Genomic DNA, 17,131 nt, shown 5'->3' with positions numbered 1-17,131 from the left:
GGCCGGAGCCTATCCGGCCCCGACCCGCTCGATGATCGCCGGGCGGCCGGGGGGCGCCGCGCCGATCCGGTAGGCCGCCCGCAGGGCCGCCTCGGCGCGGTCTGCGGCGGCCGCGTCGGCCGCGTGCACGATCCCCAGCAGGCCGGTCGCGTCGCCGGGACCTGCGAGGTCGGTGAAGCCGACCCGCGGGTCGATCGCGTCCTCGGGCCGGGTCCGTCCACCGCCGAGCCCGATCACCGCCAGACCGATAGCCCGGGTATCGATGGCGGCGACGGCCCCGTCCTGGCGGACCGCCCGCTGCACCGGCGCGGCCGGCAGGTGTCGCGCCGGGGCCTTCAGCAGATCGCCGGGGCCGCCGAGCGCGGCGACCATGTCACAAAAGATCTCGGCTGCCCGGCCGGAGGCCAGCGCCGCCTCCAGGCGCCTGGCCGCCGCGTCCCGGTCCGGCGCGAGACCGCCGATCACCAGCATCTCGGCCGCGAGCGCCAACGTGACCGCGTGGAAGCGCGGCTCGCGGCGCGCGCCCGTCAGGTAGTCGATCGCGTAGGCGACCTCGACGGCGTTGCCGGCGGCGCTGGCGAGCGGCGCGTCCATGCCGGTGATCAGCGCGGCGGTGCGCAATCCGGCGCCCTCGGCCACCGTGACGATGCTCTCGGCCAGGGCGCGGGCTTCGTCCAAGCCCGTCATGAAGGCGCCGGAGCCCTGCTTGACGTCCATCACCAGCCCGTCGAGCCCGGCGGCGAGCTTCTTCGACAAGATCGAGGCGGTGATCAGGTCGAGGGATTCCACCGTGCCGGTGACGTCGCGGATCGCGTAGAGGCGCCGGTCGGCCGGGGCCAGCTCGGCGGTCTGGCCGATGATCGCGCAGCCGACCTTGCCGACCACCCGGCGGAAGGTGTCGAGCCCCGGCGTGGCGTCGTAGCCCGGGATGCTGGCGAGTTTGTCCAGCGTTCCGCCGGTATGGCCGAGGCCGCGGCCCGAGATCATCGGCACGTAGCCGCCGCAGGCCGCCACCATCGGGGCGAGGGCCAGGCTCACCGTGTCGCCGATGCCACCGGTGGAGTGCTTGTCGAGCACCGGACCCGGCAGGTCCCAGGCGAGCACCTGGCCGGATTCGGCCATCGCCCGGGTCAACGCCACCCGCTCCGGCAGCGCCAGGCCGCGGAAGAACACCGCCATGGCGAAGGCCGCCGCCTGCCCCTCGCCGACCGCGCCGTCGGTGAGGCCCCGGACGAAGCCCGCGATCTCCTCCGGATCGAGGGCCAGGCCGTCCCGCTTGGCCCGGATGGTTTCTTGCGGCAGGCGCATCGGTTTCACGAGTCCCGCGCCTGGATCAGCGCCCCGAACAGACTGCTCGCCCCGAGCCTGAAGGTCTTCGGGCTCACCCAGTCCGGCCCCATGATCCGGTCGGCGAGGGCCAGATAGGCGCCGGCATCGGCGACGCTGCGCAGTCCGCCGGAGATCTTGAGGCCCGCCGTACGGCCGCCATCCCGGCCCCTGGCTCGGATCTCGGCCAGCATCGCCTCGGCGGCCTCCGGGGTCGCCGAGACCGGGCTCTTGCCCGTGGAGGTCTTGAGGAAGTCGGCGCCCGCCTCCAGCGCCAGCCGCCCGGCGCGCCGGATCGCCTCGGGCTCGGCAATCTCGCCGGTCTCGAGGATCACCTTCAGCACGGCGGCCCCGCAGGTGTCGCGCACAGCCTCGACCATGTCGCGGGCGGTGGCGGCGTCGCCGCGCAGGACGGCGCGGTAGGGCAGGACGAGGTCGATCTCGTCGGCGCCGTCGCGCAGGGCCTCGGCGGTGTCGTCGGTCGCCCGGGCGCAATCCTCGCCGCCGGCCGGGAAGTTGATCACCGTGGCGACCCGGATGCCGCTGCCCTTGAGCGCCCGCGCGCCCTGCGCCACGAAATGCGGCCAGACGCAGATCGCCGCGACGCCGCCGCGGCGCGCATCCCGGCAGAGCGCGTCGATCTTCGGCTCGGTGCAGGTCTCGGTCAGGTCCGTGAGGTCGAGGAGCGGCAGCGCCCGGCGGGCGACCGCACCGGCATCCGGGTCATCCATGGTCGGTCTCCTGAGCCGGCAGGCCTGCGGCGAAGGCCCGGACCAGGCGGCCGAGATCCTCGGCGGCCCGGGCCGCCACCGCCTTGGTCTCGGCGTGATGAGGCGCGCCCCCGGCGATCCCGGCGGCGAGGTTGGTCACCACCGACACGGCCGCCACCGGCAGGCCGAGGAAGCGGGCGAGGATCACCTCGGGCACGGTGGACATGCCGACGAGGTCGGCCCCGAGGATGCCGGCCATCCGGACCTCGGCCGGGGTCTCGAAGCTCGGGCCGGAGAACCACGCGTAGACGCCCTCACCGAGGGGCACGCCGCAGGCCCCCGCCGCGGCCCGGAGGCGCACGCGCAGGTCGAGATCGTAGGCGTCGGTCATCGGCACGAAGCGGGCGTCGCTCGCCTCGCCGATCAGCGGGTTCATGCCCGACAGGTTGATGTGGTCATGGAGCAGGACCAGGCTGCCGGGGCCGGTCTCCGGCCGCAGGGACCCGGAGGCGTTGGTCAGCAGCAGGCGCCGCGCCCCGAGGCCGGCCGCGCAGGCGAGCGGCACCCGCATCGCCGCCGCGTCGCCCCGCTCGTAGGCATGGGCCCGGCCCTCGAACACCAGCACGGGGCGCCCGGCCAGGCGCCCGCGATGCAGCCGGCCGCCATGGCCGCTGACGCCGGCCCCGGGGAAACCCGGGACCGCCGCGTAATCCAGCGCGTGCACGTCTTTTAGGTCAGCCGCGATCCCGCCGAGTCCGGTGCCGGTGACGATCGCGCAGGCATAGCCGCCGCCGAAGCCGGCGGCCCGCAGCGCGGCGAGTGCGGCGGCCTCAGTCACCCAGCGTCTCCGGCCCGAACGATTCGGGCAGCAACTCCGCCAGCGTGAAGGTTCTCGCGACGCGCTCCGGCCCGGCCGCATGGATCTGCGTGTCCGGCCCGGCGAATTCGCGGATGCGCTGGCGGCAGGCGCCGCAGGGCGTCACCAGGCCCGCACCGTCGCCGCAGACCAGGATCGCGGCGATGCGCCGGCCGCCGCCCGCGATCATCGCGGCGATCGCCCCGGCCTCCGCGCAGGTCCCGACCGGATAGGCCGCGTTCTCGACGTTGCAGCCGGCATGGATCGCCCCGCGCTCGTCCCGAAGCGCCGCCCCGACCCGGAACCGGGAATAGGGCGCATGCGCCCGCTCGCGCACCGCCCGGGCGGCCTCGAACAGGGCTGTCAGCCCCTCATCCCGTTGCGCTGAATCGGCGGCCTGCATGGCCGATCTTTGGCACCCGGCGGGGCGGGCTGTCGAGGGGTGGCGCGCGCCCACGTGGATTGGATCGTCGTCTTCGCGACGCGCCCTGTGCCGGTGCGTCGCCCCGGGCCGAGATCACGCCCGGCCGGCTGCCCCGCCCGTTCCCGCATACCGGGAACCTCAGTGGGCAGTAATCGCGGACCCAGCCAGGAAGGCGCTGCACGTCGTCCCGCACAGGGCCCGGGTCGCCTTCCGCCGGCACTGCATGCGCCGGAGAAAGGGGCAGCTGTCCGCCAAACCCCGTTCCGCTCGCCTCAGTGTGCCGCCGCGCCGGCCCCCAGCATCCCGGCGGCCTGCCGCAGGACCGCGTCGTCCTGCGGGCCGCTCAGCGCGTAGGCGGTGTCGCCGGCATTCCAGGACAGGAGCGTGCCGTCGTCGGAGCCGGTGAGCGCCGCCGGGCCGCCGCGCAGGCCGCGCGTGGCGAACAGCGAGGCCTCACCCATCGGGCCGGCCTCGAAGGCGATCTCGATCCCGGTGCCGTGGCGGCCGGGGAAGATCTGGATGTCGCGCACCTGCCAGCCGGCCGGGAGCGGCGGCAGGTCGATGCCGGTGACCGATTGGAGGCGGGTGCGATCGTAGACCGGGTGCTCGCCCTGGCTGGAGATGCTCTTGCGGAGCTGCGCCACGGCGCGGGCCTGGCGGGCATCGGCGATCAGGGCCGGATCGGGGGTCGCGGCCAGGGTGTCGGGCACGCCGAACCGGCCGATCTCGTCGTGGGCCAGCCAGCCCGCGCCGACCAGGACCACGATGGCTGCGGCGCGCTTGAGCCGCGCGCCGACCCGGCGCCAGCGCTGGTTGCGGTCGAAGCGGCGCGCCAGGACGAGGGTGCGGTCGGGCCCCGGCCCGGGCATGCGCGCGAAGGCGGCCCGGAGGGCGTCGCGGTCGTGCAGCTCGGCCATCACCTGGGCGGCGGCCCCGGGATGGGCAGCCAGATGCCCCTCGACGTCGAGACGGCGCATCGGGTCGATCTGCCCGTCGACGAAAGCGATGAGATCGTCGTCTGTTATCGGATCCATCATCGGTGAAGTCCTCGGTTCCAGCGTGCCGCCGGGGCGGATCCGCCGGTCGTCATCATCTCTGTTCCGGCCCTGCCGCGGTCCGGGTCGAATGCCTCAGGCATCCCCGGCGGCGCGCTTCATCGGCGGCCGGTCCCGGGCCACGTCGGAGGCGACGAGGCGCAGGCCCGGGAAGGTACCGCGCCGGACATCCGGCCTGTCGGATTCGGGCTCGGCCTCGTTCGCGCTCCGGCCGCCATCCTCGAAGGCACGCAACGCCGCCCGGCCGCGGCCGAGGCGGGACATCAGCGTGCCGATCGGGATCCCCAGCACCGCGGCGGCATCGGCATAGGCCATGCCCTCCAGGGTCACGAGGTGGAGGGCGGCGCGCTGCTCCTCCGGCAGGGTCAGGAAGGCCTGCCGGATCTGGGCCAGGCGGACGCGGCCCTCCTGGGCGGGGGGCGCCATGTCCTCGCTCATCCGCACGAGTGCGTCGGCGTGCCGCGCCTCGACCTGACGGCGGCGCTGCTCGTCGATGAAGGCGTTGTGCAGCACCGTCATCATCCAGGTGCGCAGGTTGGTGTTGGGGCGCAGGGACCCCTGCATCTCCAGGGCGCGCACCAGGGTATCGTGCACAAGGTCGTCCGCCCGCAGCGCGTCGCGGGTCAGCGAACGGGCGTAGCGCCGCAGGGGCACCAGCAGGTCGACGATGTCCGGATGCTTGAGCTTGTCTGACGCCATAGGGTGTGAACGCGGGGCCCCAGGCGTTTAATCCCGGGTGTCTAATCCCCGGCGCCGATCAGGCCTGATCGAGGGTGGCGGCGATGCCCGAGACGAGGCGCGGGTCGGTCGGCTCCACCTGGGTGGCGAAGGCGGCAGCCAGGGATCCGTCGCGGGCGATCAGGTACTTGTGGAAGTTCCAGCGCGGGGTCTCGCCCGGCCGCTCCGCCGCCGCCCATTGGTAGAACGGGTGGGCGCCCGGCATCTTCACCCGGGTCTTGGCGGTCAACGGGAAGGTCACGCCGTGATTCTTCCGCGCGGCCTCCGCGATGGCCGGGCCGTCGAGCGGCTCCTGGTTCCCGAAATCCGGCGACGGCACGCCGATCATCGTGAGGCCCCGGTCGCCGAAGCGGGTCCACAGGGTCTGGAGCCCGGCGAGCTGGCCGGCATAGCCGCAGGCCGTGGCGGTGTTGACCACCAGGATCGGCCGGCCGGCATAGGCCGAGAGCGGCATGGCGCCGCCCTCCGGATGCTCGAAGGCGAAGTCGCCCGCCCGCCCGGACGGCGCGGCCCGGGCGGCACCGGCAAACCCGGCGCCCAGCAGGATCAGGGCCTCGCGGCGCAACATCGTCATGGCGGCCTCGCACGGTTACGGGCACTCGCACGCCCACACGGAACCTAGCGCGCGTCGGGCAGATCCCAACGACCGGGATCCCGAAGGGCCTGCGGCCCTTTGGCGGGGTTCGGGGCGCGCAGCCCCGCGCTTCGCCTACGCGGCCCGCACCGTGTCGAGGAAGCGGTGGACCTCGGCGTCCAGCCGCTCCGCCTGGACCGACAGTTCGGAGGCCGAGCCGAGCACCTGCACGGCGGCGGCTCCGGCGCCCTCGGCGGCGCTGGCGACCCCGGCGATGTTGGCCGTGACCTCGCCGGCCCCGGTCGCGGCCTGGCCGACGTTCCGGACGATCTCCTGGGTGGCCGAGCCCTGCTCCTCGATCGCCGCGGCGATGCCGGTGGACAGCCCGCTCATCTCGGTGATGCGGCCGACGATGATCCCGATCGCGTCCACGGTCTCCCCGGTCCGGGACTGGATCTCGCCGACCTGCCGGGCGATCTCGCCGGTGGCCCTGGCGGTCTGGCCGGCCAGCTCCTTCACCTCCGTGGCGACCACCGCGAAGCCGCGCCCCGCCTCGCCGGCCCGCGCGGCCTCGATCGTGGCGTTGAGCGCCAGCAGGTTGGTCTGGCCGGCGATGCCGCTGATCAGGTCGACCACGGCGCCGATCTTCACGGCCCCGTCGCGCAGGTTGCGCACGAGGTCCGCGGATTTCCCGGCTTCCAGCACGGCGGCGTCGGCGAGGTCGGCCGAGGCCTGCACCTGCCGGCCGATTTCGTTGACGGAGACCCCGAGTTCCTCGGCCGCCGCCGCCACGGTGTTGACGTTGGAGGCCGCCTGCTCGGCCGCCGTCGCCACGGTGGTCGACTGGCTGGCGGTCTCGGCCGCCACGGCGCTCATGTGCTCGGCGGTGGATTTCAGGTTCGCCGCGGCGGTGGCGACCGCGCGGATGATGCCGCCGACGGCGCCCTCGAAGCTGGCGGCCAGATCGCGCATCGCCGTCTTGCGCTGTGCCTCCTGGCCGATCCGGGCCTGGGCGGCCTCCGCCTCCAGCACCTTCGTGCGGGCGAGCCCGTCGCGGAACACCTGCACGGCGCCGGCCATCGCGCCGATCTCGTCGCGGCGGCCGACGCCGGGGATCTCCACGGTGAGGTCGTCGGCGGCGAGCCGGGTCATGGTCTGGGTCATCCGGTTGATCGGCTTGCCGATGCCGTGATTCAGGAGCAGCGACCCGACCAGGGCGGTGATCACCACCGCGCCGAGGCCGATCAGGTTGGCCATCCGCGACGCCGAGACGGCCGCGGCCGAGGCGGCGCTCCGGTCCTTCAGCAGATCCTGCTCGACCTGCGCGATCTCGGCCGCCTTGGCGCGCACGGCATCCATCGTGGCCTTGCCGACGCCCGAACCTTCGAGCCGGCGCGCGTCCTCGCGGGTCGCCGGGTCCGTCATCAAGCTGAGTTCGCGGTCCGCCACCGCGCCGCTCCAGCGCTCGGTCAGGGCTTTCAGCTCCAGGAGGCGTCCGGGCTGCGTGGGATTGTTGGCGGTGAGCTTGCGCGCCGCGTCCCAGGAGGCCGCGAACGCCTTCCGCCCGGCCTGCTCGGGTTCGAGGAAGCGCGGCTCGGCGGAGATCAGGTAGCCCCGCAGGGCGGTCTCCCGGTCGACCATCGCGACCACCATCCGGTCGACCTCGGCCAGCACCTCATGGGTGTGGACGGTCCAGGCCTCGGTCTCCTCGATCAACCCGATATTGCGGAGCGAGACCACCGAGACGGCGACGGTGATCGCCAGCATCAGGGCCATGACCAGCGCGATCTTCACGCCGGTCCTGAGATCGATCAGGCGAAAACCCCTGGGCCGTCCTTCAGGGCAGAATCACCGGGCCCACTCGGCCTGCGGTCGACGCACCGGGATACTACATCTCCGTGAAATATCTCTTACGCCGCACAAATTTTATTAAGAAGCGACACTTAGCCGGATACTATACTCTACAAATTGAAACGTATTCCATGAAACCACGTTCAATCGTGTCGATATTACTACGCAAACGATTGTGCGCTGTACGGGTCTTGCCTCCCTCTCGCCTCCCTCTTGCCGCGCTCGACCAATCTTGCCCCGTCTATTGATACGCGTCCCGCAGGTTCAGGGTGCAGGCGTGACCGATGGTTCCGTAGGTCTCGGCGAGCCAGGCCCGGGCGGCGCCGCGGCCCTTGTCGCGCAGGCGCTTGAACACGGTCCAGCGCGCGTCGAGCTTGGAGGCGGCGTTGTAATCCTCGAGCGCGTCGGTGCCGTCGATCCGGTGCACCAGGACCCGCTGGTAGCCGCCCTGGCCCAGGGTGCCGTCCTCGATCAGGCCGTCGAGGAAGTCGATCGCCCGCAATTCCCGCATCAGGTTGGCGTTGAAGGTGATCTCGTTGAGCCGGTCGCGGATCTCACGCTCCGTGCGCGGGGTCTCGCGCCGCTCGACAGGGTTGATCTGGACCAGCACGATGTCGCGGGTCCGGGCGCCCCGGTGCAGCGGGTAGAGCGGCGGGTTGCCGAGATAGCCGCCGTCCCAATAGGGCACGCCGTCGATCTGGACCGCCTGGAAGACCGTCGGCAGGCAGGCCGAGGCCATCAGGTGGTCGACGGTCAGGCGCTCGCGCTCGAACACCGCGAGCTTGCCGGTCCAGACATTGGTGGCCGAGACGAACAGGCCGGCGGTCTCGGACTCCCGCAGGCGCTCGAAATCCACCTGCGCGGCCAGCGCCTTGCGCAGCGGGTTGATGTTGAGCGGGTTCGACACGTAGGGGCTCGGCGAGAGCATCTTGGACCAGAACTCGGCCACCGGGTTGCCCTTCCACAGGCTGAACAGCCCGCTGACGACGTTGCGCTGGGCCGGGCCGAGGTCACCGTCGAGGCTGACCTCGCGCCAGAACCGCTCGAGCCCCTCCCGGGCGCCGTCCGGGCCGCCCTTCAGCCAGCCGTCGACCATCACGACGGCGTTCATCGCCCCGGCGCTCGCCCCGGTCAGCGCCTCGAAGGCCAGGCGGCCGTCCTCGATCAGGGCATCGAGCACGCCCCAGGTGAAGGCCCCGTGGGCGCCGCCGCCCTGCAGGGCCAGGGCGACCGGCTTCTCGGCCCGGGGCCCCGCCAGGATCCGGTTCGGCGGGTGGGCGGGTGTGGGCTCGATCCCGTCCGAGACAGGGATTCCGGACGAACGGTCGGGCAACATGTCCGGCACGGTTTCCGGGACGGCAGTCACCGGGTTGTGCGGCTCACCGCCGTGGGGATGCTCGCGCATGTCGGCCTCCAATCAGGGCTTCCTACATGGGATGGTGCACTGCAACATCAACCATGCCCGGGGCTGGCGGCGCGGCGCCGGACGGCGCGCGGCGCGCGATTCCGGCAACAGGGGCGGACGAAAACCGGTGTCGGCCGCGCGGCAAACTCGACATCCGCATCCGGATACGACATGACAGCCGCGATGCTGTCATGCGTGGCGTCTGCTTGACGCCGCGCGGCGTCGTCCGCAGCTAACCGCGGTCGGCCCGCAGCCCCGAAGCTCCGGCGAGGCGCGCGCCGCGAGATGCCCGGCCAGCCCGTTCAAGGCTCCGGCGCTCCGCACAGTGCGCGCACGCGAAGGTCCACGATGGAAGTCATGGAAGCCATCCGCTCCGAAAATCCCGCCGAGACCGCCCTGACCAGCGGGGGTCCGGAGATCGCCGGCCCCGCGCCGCGCCACCGCACGGTGGGCGTCACCGTCGGCACGGGCGAAGGCGCGGTCACGGTCGGCGGCGGCGCCCCGATCGTCGTGCAGTCGATGACCAACACCGACACCGCCGACATCGACGGCACGGTGGCGCAGGTCGCCCAGCTCGCCCGGGTCGGCTCGGAGCTGGTCCGCATCACCGTCGACCGGGACGAGGCGGCGGCCGCGGTGCCGAAGATCCGTGAGCGGCTCGACCGGATCGGCGTCCACGTGCCGCTGATCGGCGATTTCCACTACATCGGCCACAAGCTTCTGGCCGACCATCCGGCCTGCGCCGAGGCCCTGGCGAAGTACCGGATCAACCCCGGCAACGTCGGGTTCAAGGATAAGAAGGACACCCAGTTCTCCTCGATCATCGAGCAGGCGATCAAGTACGGCAAGACCGTCCGGATCGGCGCCAACTGGGGCTCGCTCGACGGCGAGCTGCTCACCCACCTGATGGACGAGAACGCCAAGCTGCCGCGGCCGATCGATGCCCGCGCGGTGATGCGGGAGGCGATGGTGCGCTCGGCGATCGGCTCGGCCGACCGGGCGGTGGAACTCGGCCTGCCGCAGAACAAGATCATCCTGTCGGCCAAGGTCTCGGCGGTGCAGGACCTGATCGCGGTCTACCGCGAGGTGGCGCGCCGCTCGGATTACGCGATCCACCTGGGCCTCACCGAGGCCGGCATGGGCTCCAAGGGCCTGGTCGCGGCCTCGGCGGCGATCGGCGTGCTGCTCCAGGAGGGGATCGGCGACACGATCCGCTACTCGCTCACCCCGGAGCCCGGCGGCGACCGGAGCGTGGAAGTCAAGGCGAGCCAGGAATTGCTGCAGACCATGGGCTTCCGCACCTTCGTGCCGATGGTTGCGGCCTGCCCGGGCTGCGGCCGCACCACCTCGACCACCTTCCAGGAGCTGGCCCGCGACATCCAGAACTGGATCGTCACCTCCATGCCGGAATGGAAGAAGACCTATCCGGGAGTCGAGGGCCTGAACGTCGCCGTGATGGGCTGCATCGTCAACGGTCCGGGCGAATCGAAGCACGCCGATATCGGCATCTCGCTTCCCGGCACCGGCGAGACCCCGACCGCGCCGGTGTTCATCGACGGCAAGAAGGCGATGACGCTGCGCGGCGCCACGCTGGCCAAGGATTTCGAGACGGTCGTGATCGACTACATCGAGCGCCGGTTCGGCCAGCAGGGCGGCGATACCCGCACCGCGGCCGAATAGGCCGGGTCGCGGAACGGCGCCGGACGAATCACCCTGTCGTCCGGGGGCCGTGCAGCGGAGCCCGGGCTCCGGAACCGCAGCAGGGCCGCATCCGGCCCCGTCGGCGGCTCTGGGTTCCGGGCCCGCCCGCGGCGCCCCGGAATGACGAGGCGGGCGACCGGTCGCGTGAGGGCGCTCCCGAAGCGAACGTTCCCCCTACCGCCGCTCCCCGCTCCCACCCGAAGCCTGATCTTCGCACGGCCCCCGGTTCCCGGCCGCCTGAGGCCGTGATAGCAAGGCCGCACGATCCCGTGAGTGGTCGGCCTGGTGGCCGGCCCGCGTGGTTCGGCGGAGTTTTCGCGTCCTCCTGCCCGGCCCTCCGGGCCCCCATGAGCCGACCCGCGAAACGCCGGCCACGCCCGAGCCTCCGACAATCCGCATGAGCCAGACCTTCGCACCCGGCGTAGCAGCCCAGCCCGCGCCCGCGGCGTCTGACGCCGCGCCCCCGTCAGCCCCGGTGCCTGCCCCGGTGTCCGCCCCTGTGCCCACTTCGGGGGCCGAGGCCGGCGCTCCGCCCCCCGAGCAGGGGCCGGCCCCGGCCGGCGCCCTGGATTCCCCCGAGAAGGCCGAGACCCAGCACGGCCATGCCGGCTTCTGGACCCTGCTGGTCGGCTCGGTCGGGGTCGTCTACGGCGACATCGGCACCAGCCCGCTCTACGCCTTCCGCGAGGCGCTGGTCCCGGCCCGCACCGACGGCATCCTGCTGCCCGAGGAGGTGATCGGCACCGTCTCGCTGATCCTCTGGGCACTGTTCCTGATCGTGACGGTCAAGTACGTCGCGATCCTGCTGCGCATGGACAACAACGGCGAGGGCGGCATCCTCTCGCTGATGGCACTGGCCCGGAAGGCGCTCGGCGGATCCCGCATCGTGTTCATGCTCGGCCTGCTCGGCGCCTCCCTGTTCTACGGCGACGCGGTGATCACCCCGGCGATCTCGGTGCTCTCCGCCGTGGAGGGGCTGAAGCTCGTCACCCCGGCCCTGAACGACTACGTGCTGCCGATCACGGTGACGATCATCGTCGCCCTGTTCCTGGTGCAGAACCGCGGCACCGCCAAGGTCGCGGCGTTCTTCGGGCCGATGACCGTGGTGTGGTTCGTCGCCATGGCGCTCGCCGCCCTGCCGCATATCGGCCTGCACACGGAGGTGTTCCGTGCGGTCAACCCCTGGTACGCGGTGCATTACCTGCTCGGCCACGGCACCGGGGCGCTGGTGGCGCTCGGCGCGGTGTTCCTGGCGGTGACCGGCGCCGAGGCCCTGTTCGCCGATCTCGGGCATTTCGGCCGCAAGCCGATCCAGGTGGCGTGGGTCTGCCTGGTCTTCCCGGCGCTCGCCCTCAACTACCTGGGCCAGGCGGCCCTGGTGCTGGAGAAGCCCGACACCGCCGACCCGTTCTTCCAGCTCGTCCCGGCCTGGGGCCTGCTGCCGATGGTGGTGCTGGCGACGCTGGCCACCGTGGTGGCGAGCCAGGCGGTGATCACCGGCGCCTTCTCCCTCTCCCGGCAGGCGATCCAGCTCGGTCTGCTGCCGCGCCTCGAGATCCGCCACACCTCCGAATCGCATGCCGGCCAGATCTACCTGCCGCAGATCAACGGTCTGCTGATGGTCGGCGTCGTGCTGCTGGCGGTGCTGTTCAAGACCTCCTCGTCGCTCGCCTCGGCCTACGGCATCGCGGTGACCGGCACGATGCTGCTCACCGCCTCGATGACCTTCCTGGTGATCTGGCGGATGTGGGGCTGGTCTCCGGTGGCCGCCGCCCTGGTGATGCTGCCGTTCATCGTGGTCGAGTTCCTGTTCCTGCTCTCCAACCTGATCAAGGTGGTCGAGGGCGGCTACGTGCCCCTGATCCTGGCCGGCGGCCTCGTCATCCTGATGTGGACCTGGGTGCGCGGGGTCACGATCCTGTTCAACAAGACCCGCAAGACCGACGTGCCGCTGGTCGAGCTGGTCGGCATGCTGGAGAAGAGCCCGCCCCACCACGTGCGCGGAACCGCGGTGTTCCTGACGAGCGACCCCGAGATCGCCCCGGCCGCCCTGCTGCACAACCTGAAGCACAACAAGGTGCTGCACGAGAAGAACGTGATCCTCACGGTGGAGACGGTGGACACCCCGCGCTCGAAGGAGACCGACAAGGTCCGGATCGAGCCGGTGGGGCCGCACTTCTTCAAGGTGGTGATGAAGTTCGGCTACATGGAGACGCCGAACATCCCCAAGACCCTGGTGCTGCTGCGCCGCCAGGGCTTCAAGTTCGACATCATGGCGACGTCGTTCTTCCTGTCCCGCCGCTCGATCCGCCCGGCCACCCATTCGGGCATGCCGCTCTGGCAGGACCGCATCTTCATTACCCTCGCCAAGAACGCGAACGACGCCACGGACTTCTTCCAGATCCCCACCGGGCGCGTGGTCGAGGTCGGGACGCAGGTGACGGTGTGAGGATCGCGCCGCTGGTGTAGATCCGCGCAAGCGATTATCTACATCGATCTGTCGAGGGCGAACGGCCGTGCCGATCAACGTCAACAATCCCGAAGCCGATGCGCTGACACGCCGGTTCGCCGCCCTGGCGGGGGTCGGCATCACCGAGGCGATCGTCATCGCCATGCGGGAGGCGATCGCGCGCAGGCACCCGGGGGAGACGCCGCAGGCCACCGCCGCACGGTTGCGCGAGAAGCATGGAATCACCCTCAGCGAGGCTGCCCGGACGCCCCTCCCGCGGGATGTCTACGACGCGATGTGGGAGGGCCGCTGATGTTCGTGGACGCCTCCGCGCTCGTCGCCCTGCTGGCGGACGAGCCGGAGGCCGGCCGGATCTCCGGCGCCCTCGCCTCAGCCGACCGGTGCATGACCTCGCCCGTCGCGATCCTGGAAACGGCGCTGGCCCTGGCGCGGCCCGACAAGTTCGACATGACAATCGAGGCCGTCGGGCCGATCGTCCTCGAATTCCTCGCAGCCCGAAGCATCAAGATCTGCGATCTCCCGCCCGCCAGCGAGACGACGGCGCTCGCCCTGTCGGCGGCGCATCGATACCGGGCAGGCCGGCACGGTCTCAACCTCGGGGACTGCCTCCACTACGCCGCGGCCCGGTTCTTCAACGTGCCGATCCTTGCCAGGGCGGACGAGTTTCGCAGGACCGATCTGGAGACTGTTCGCTGACGGTCCGGTGATGGATCGATCCGCCGTCAAACACTCAACGGACCGATGTTCGCGTTGGGAATGCAGGCGCCGCCCGGCCATGGCGAGCGCGGCGCAGCGGCAAGGCCGTTAGGTCCGAGCCGAACAAGCGTTCGGATGCCGACGCTGATCGTTGTCGACGCAGTGCAGCGTCGCAGTACGGACCTCTTCCCTCTCACACGTTCGAAGGCGTTGTCTTCCACGACGCCGGCATGTGCGCCGCCGCACGCGGCATGTCCCCGGCGCGGGCCTCCGGCGGCGTGCCGCATCCACCTTGCGTTGCACAAGGCTCCCGGGGTGGATTAGAATTCTTCCACTTCCGAACCCAGAAGCCCGTTCGCCGGGTTAGCCGGCATGGGCGGACGCGCGGACCGAGCATCGGTCGGCGCCTCCGGCTCTGACCCGACGGGACGCCGCTCAGGCGCTGCCAGACAGGACGCATCGATGATCAAACTCACCGTGAACGGGGCTGCGCGCAGCTTCGACGGCGACCCCGACATGCCGCTGCTGTGGTACCTGCGCGACGAGTTGGGCCTCACCGGCACCAAGTTCGGCTGTGGCGTGTCGCTGTGCGGCGCCTGCACGATCCATCTCGGCGGCGCGGCGACCCGCGCCTGCATCACCCCGGTCTCGGCCGCCGCCGGCCAGGAGGTCGTGACCATCGAGGGGCTGTCGCCCGACGGCAATCATCCGGTGCAGGTGGCCTGGCGCGACCTCAACGTCTCCCAGTGCGGCTACTGCCAGTGCGGCCAGATCATGCAGGCCGCAGCCCTGCTCAAGGACACGCCCAAGCCGTCCGAGCAGGACATCGACGACACGATGAGCGGCAACATCTGCCGTTGCGGCACCTATCCGCGCATCCGCGCGGCGATCCATCAGGCCGCCGGCCAGACGGCCCCCGCCGGCAAGGGAGAGCGCCTGTGATTCACGACGCACAGATGATGGCCGAACTGGCCAACGCCAAGCCGACCGCCAAGCCCGTCTTGGCCAATGTCAGCCGCCGCGGCATCCTCGGGGGCGCCGGCGCGCTGGTGCTCGCCCTGTCCCTGCGCGACGCCCGCGCCGACGAGGGCCAGACCGCCGAGCAGAAGGCCCAGAAGTTCGGCGCCGACGGCATGCCGCACGGCTGGCGCGACGACCCAAAAATCTTCGTGGCGATCGCCCCGGACGGCACCGTCACGGTGACCAACCACCGCTCCGACATGGGCCAGGGCGTGCGCACCTCGGTGGCGCTCACGGTCGCCGACGAGCTTGAGGCCGACTGGCCGAAGGTGAAGGTGGTCCAGGCCTGGGGCGACGAGCAGCGCTTCGGCAACCAGGACACCGACGGCTCGCGCTCGCTGCGCCACTTCTTCCAGCATTTCCGCCATGCCGGCGCCGCCGCGCGGCTGATGCTGATCGAGGCCGCGGCCAAGCAGTGGGGCGTGCCGGCCTCCGAGGTGACGGCGTCCAACCACACCCTCACGCACGCCAAGTCGAAGCGCAGCCTCGGCTACGGCGCCGTGGCGCAGGCGGCCTCCGAGTTGCCGGTGCCCACGAACGTCACGCTGAAGGACCCGAAGGATTTCCGGTACATCGGCACCGGCAAGATCGGGCTGATCGACAATTTCGACATCACCACGGGCCGGGCCATCTACGGCCTCGACACCAAGCTCGACGGGATGCTGTACGCCGTTGTGGCCCGGCCGGCGGTCTACGGCGGCAAGGTCACGTCCTACGACGACAGCGAGGCCAAGAAAGTCCCGGGCGTCGTCAAGATCTTCAAGATCGACGGCGGCGAGATCCCGAGCGAGTTCATGCCGCTCGGCGGCGTCGCGGTGGTCGCCAAGAACACCTGGGCCGCCATGAAGGCGCGCGACGCGCTGAAGATCACCTGGGATGACGGCCCGAACGCCGGCTACGACACCGACGTGTTCCGCAAGGAGCTCGAGGCCGCCGCGCGCAAGCCCGGCAAGGTGGTGCGCAACCAGGGCGACGTCGACGGCGCGATGGCCAAGGCCAAGACCAAGCTCGAGGCCGAGTATTTCGTGCCTCACCTGGTCCAGGCCCCGATGGAGCCCCCGGCCGCCGTGGCCCGGGTGAAGGACGGCTTCTGCGAGGCCTGGGCGTGCACGCAGGGTCCGCAGGCCGCCAACGACCGCCTGATGAAGGCGCTCAAGCTGCCCGACGACAAGGTCAAGGTGAACGTCACGCTGCTCGGCGGCGGCTTCGGGCGCAAGTCCAAGCCGGATTACGTGGTCGAGGCCGCCCTGTGCTCGCAGGCGGTGGACGGCGCGCCGGTCAAGCTCGCCTGGACCCGCGAGGACGACATCCACCACGGCTACTACCACACCATCTCGGTGGAGCGCCTGGAGGCCGGCCTCGACGACAAGGGCATGCCGGTGGCCTGGCTGCACCGCTCGGTGGCGCCGACGATCGGCTCGATCTTCGCGCCCGATCCGAAGCACGAGCTGCCGTTCGAGCTCGGGATGGGTCTGGTGAACACCCCGTTCAACCTGCCCAACGCCCGAATGGAAAACCCGGAGGCCGCCGCCCACGTCCGGATCGGCTGGTTCCGCTCGGTCTCGAACATCCCGCACGCCTTCGCGATCCAGTCCTTCGTGTCGGAGCTGGCGCATGCCGCCGGCCGCGACCCGAAGGAGTACCTGCTGGACCTGATCGGCCCGGCCCGGACAATCGACCCGACCTCGATCGGCGACGTCTGGAACCACGGCGAGGACCCGAAGCTCTACCCGATCGACACCGGCCGCCTGCGCGGCGTGATCGAGGCTGCCGCCAAGGGCGCCGGCTGGGGGCGGCAGATGCCCAAGGGCCGCGGCCTCGGCATCGCCGGCCACTACAGCTTCGTCACCTACACGTCGGTGGCGGCTGAGGTGGAGGTCGACGACAAGGGCCAGGTGAAGGTGCACGCCATCGACATCGCGGTCGATTGCGGTCCGCAGGTGAACCCGGAGCGCATCCGGTCGCAGATGGAAGGCGCGGTGGTCATGGGGATGGGGCTCGCCCTCACCTCCGAGATCACCTTCAAGCAGGGCCGGGCCGTGCAGAACAACTTCGACGGCTACGAGATCATCCGGATCGACGCCGCCCCGAAGGTGGTCCGCGTGCACCTGGTGCCGACCGGCTCCTATGACGGCCCGCTCGGCGGCGTCGGCGAACCCGGCGTGCCGCCGGTGGCGCCCGCCATCGCCAACGCGGTCTTCGCCGCCACCGGCCGGCGCGTGCGGCAATTGCCGATCCGCGACCAGCTCAGCGCCTGAACCGCATTCCACCGCGACGCGTTGGGGGACCGGGGACCTGATCCCCG

General features: G+C 71.4%; 15 protein-coding genes. 6 read left to right on the top strand and 9 right to left on the bottom strand.

Features of this window, described 5'->3' with window-relative positions:
• Window positions 1–9: 9 nt before the first annotated feature.
• From deoA to AC0IY0_RS22485, 9 genes are all read right to left on the bottom strand, one after another.
• Complete coding sequence (gene deoA / locus AC0IY0_RS22525; protein ID WP_471765599.1) at window positions 10–1,308, bottom strand: thymidine phosphorylase; 1,299 nt, start codon at window positions 1,306–1,308, stop codon at window positions 10–12.
• Between the two features lie 5 nt (window positions 1,309–1,313).
• Window positions 1,314–2,057, bottom strand: a complete 744-nt coding sequence (gene deoC, locus AC0IY0_RS22520) for a deoxyribose-phosphate aldolase (RefSeq protein ID WP_147910261.1) — start codon at window positions 2,055–2,057, stop codon at window positions 1,314–1,316.
• Entirely contained in the window at window positions 2,050–2,874 is an 825-nt protein-coding gene (locus tag AC0IY0_RS22515; protein ID WP_471765597.1) for a purine-nucleoside phosphorylase, read from the bottom strand. The genes deoC and AC0IY0_RS22515 overlap by 8 nt, the downstream gene beginning before the upstream one ends.
• Window positions 2,867–3,295 carry a cytidine deaminase gene (locus AC0IY0_RS22510; RefSeq protein ID WP_147910263.1) on the bottom strand — a complete coding sequence of 143 codons (429 nt, stop codon included), beginning with the start codon at window positions 3,293–3,295 and terminating at the stop codon, window positions 2,867–2,869. The genes AC0IY0_RS22515 and AC0IY0_RS22510 overlap by 8 nt, the downstream gene beginning before the upstream one ends.
• Before the next feature lie 293 nt (window positions 3,296–3,588).
• A complete protein-coding gene (locus AC0IY0_RS22505; RefSeq protein WP_471765596.1) occupies window positions 3,589–4,353 on the bottom strand; it encodes an anti-sigma factor family protein in 765 nt (254 codons plus the stop codon).
• A 93-nt stretch (window positions 4,354–4,446) separates the two neighbouring features.
• The gene (locus AC0IY0_RS22500) at window positions 4,447–5,070 is read right to left on the bottom strand and encodes a sigma-70 family RNA polymerase sigma factor (RefSeq protein ID WP_471765595.1); all 624 of its coding nucleotides are present in this window, start codon (window positions 5,068–5,070) and stop codon (window positions 4,447–4,449) included.
• A 58-nt stretch (window positions 5,071–5,128) separates the two neighbouring features.
• Window positions 5,129–5,683, bottom strand: coding sequence for a glutathione peroxidase (locus tag AC0IY0_RS22495; RefSeq protein WP_471765593.1), 555 nt, complete (start codon window positions 5,681–5,683; stop codon window positions 5,129–5,131).
• 135 nt (window positions 5,684–5,818) lie between these two features.
• Entirely contained in the window at window positions 5,819–7,459 is a 1,641-nt protein-coding gene (locus AC0IY0_RS22490; RefSeq protein ID WP_471765609.1) for a methyl-accepting chemotaxis protein, read from the bottom strand.
• 316 nt (window positions 7,460–7,775) lie between these two features.
• Window positions 7,776–8,939 carry a patatin-like phospholipase family protein gene (locus AC0IY0_RS22485; protein ID WP_147910267.1) on the bottom strand — a complete coding sequence of 388 codons (1,164 nt, stop codon included), beginning with the start codon at window positions 8,937–8,939 and terminating at the stop codon, window positions 7,776–7,778.
• 348 nt (window positions 8,940–9,287) lie between these two features.
• On the opposite strand from AC0IY0_RS22485, the gene ispG reads away from it, so the two are divergent.
• From ispG to AC0IY0_RS22455, 6 genes are all read left to right on the top strand, one after another.
• On the top strand, window positions 9,288–10,619 hold the full coding sequence (gene ispG, locus AC0IY0_RS22480) for a flavodoxin-dependent (E)-4-hydroxy-3-methylbut-2-enyl-diphosphate synthase (protein ID WP_471765591.1): 1,332 nt from the start codon (window positions 9,288–9,290) through the stop codon (window positions 10,617–10,619).
• A 418-nt stretch (window positions 10,620–11,037) separates the two neighbouring features.
• The gene (locus AC0IY0_RS22475) at window positions 11,038–13,089 is read left to right on the top strand and encodes a potassium transporter Kup (RefSeq protein WP_461230557.1); all 2,052 of its coding nucleotides are present in this window, start codon (window positions 11,038–11,040) and stop codon (window positions 13,087–13,089) included.
• Between the two features lie 67 nt (window positions 13,090–13,156).
• Window positions 13,157–13,402 carry a type II toxin-antitoxin system VapB family antitoxin gene (locus AC0IY0_RS22470; RefSeq protein ID WP_147910385.1) on the top strand — a complete coding sequence of 82 codons (246 nt, stop codon included), beginning with the start codon at window positions 13,157–13,159 and terminating at the stop codon, window positions 13,400–13,402.
• Window positions 13,402–13,806, top strand: a complete 405-nt coding sequence (locus tag AC0IY0_RS22465; RefSeq protein WP_471765590.1) for a type II toxin-antitoxin system VapC family toxin — start codon at window positions 13,402–13,404, stop codon at window positions 13,804–13,806. Before AC0IY0_RS22470 ends, AC0IY0_RS22465 begins: the two co-directional genes overlap by 1 nt.
• Window positions 13,807–14,268: 462 nt before the next feature.
• Window positions 14,269–14,748, top strand: a complete 480-nt coding sequence (locus AC0IY0_RS22460) for a (2Fe-2S)-binding protein (RefSeq protein ID WP_147910387.1) — start codon at window positions 14,269–14,271, stop codon at window positions 14,746–14,748.
• Window positions 14,745–17,084: a xanthine dehydrogenase family protein molybdopterin-binding subunit gene (locus AC0IY0_RS22455; protein ID WP_471765588.1), complete on the top strand. Its 2,340-nt coding sequence runs from the start codon at window positions 14,745–14,747 to the stop codon at window positions 17,082–17,084. Before AC0IY0_RS22460 ends, AC0IY0_RS22455 begins: the two co-directional genes overlap by 4 nt.
• Window positions 17,085–17,131 lie beyond the last annotated feature (47 nt).

The organism is Methylobacterium sp. AC315 (assembly GCF_979253755.1).
This window is presented reverse-complemented; position numbering and strand designations above follow the sequence as displayed.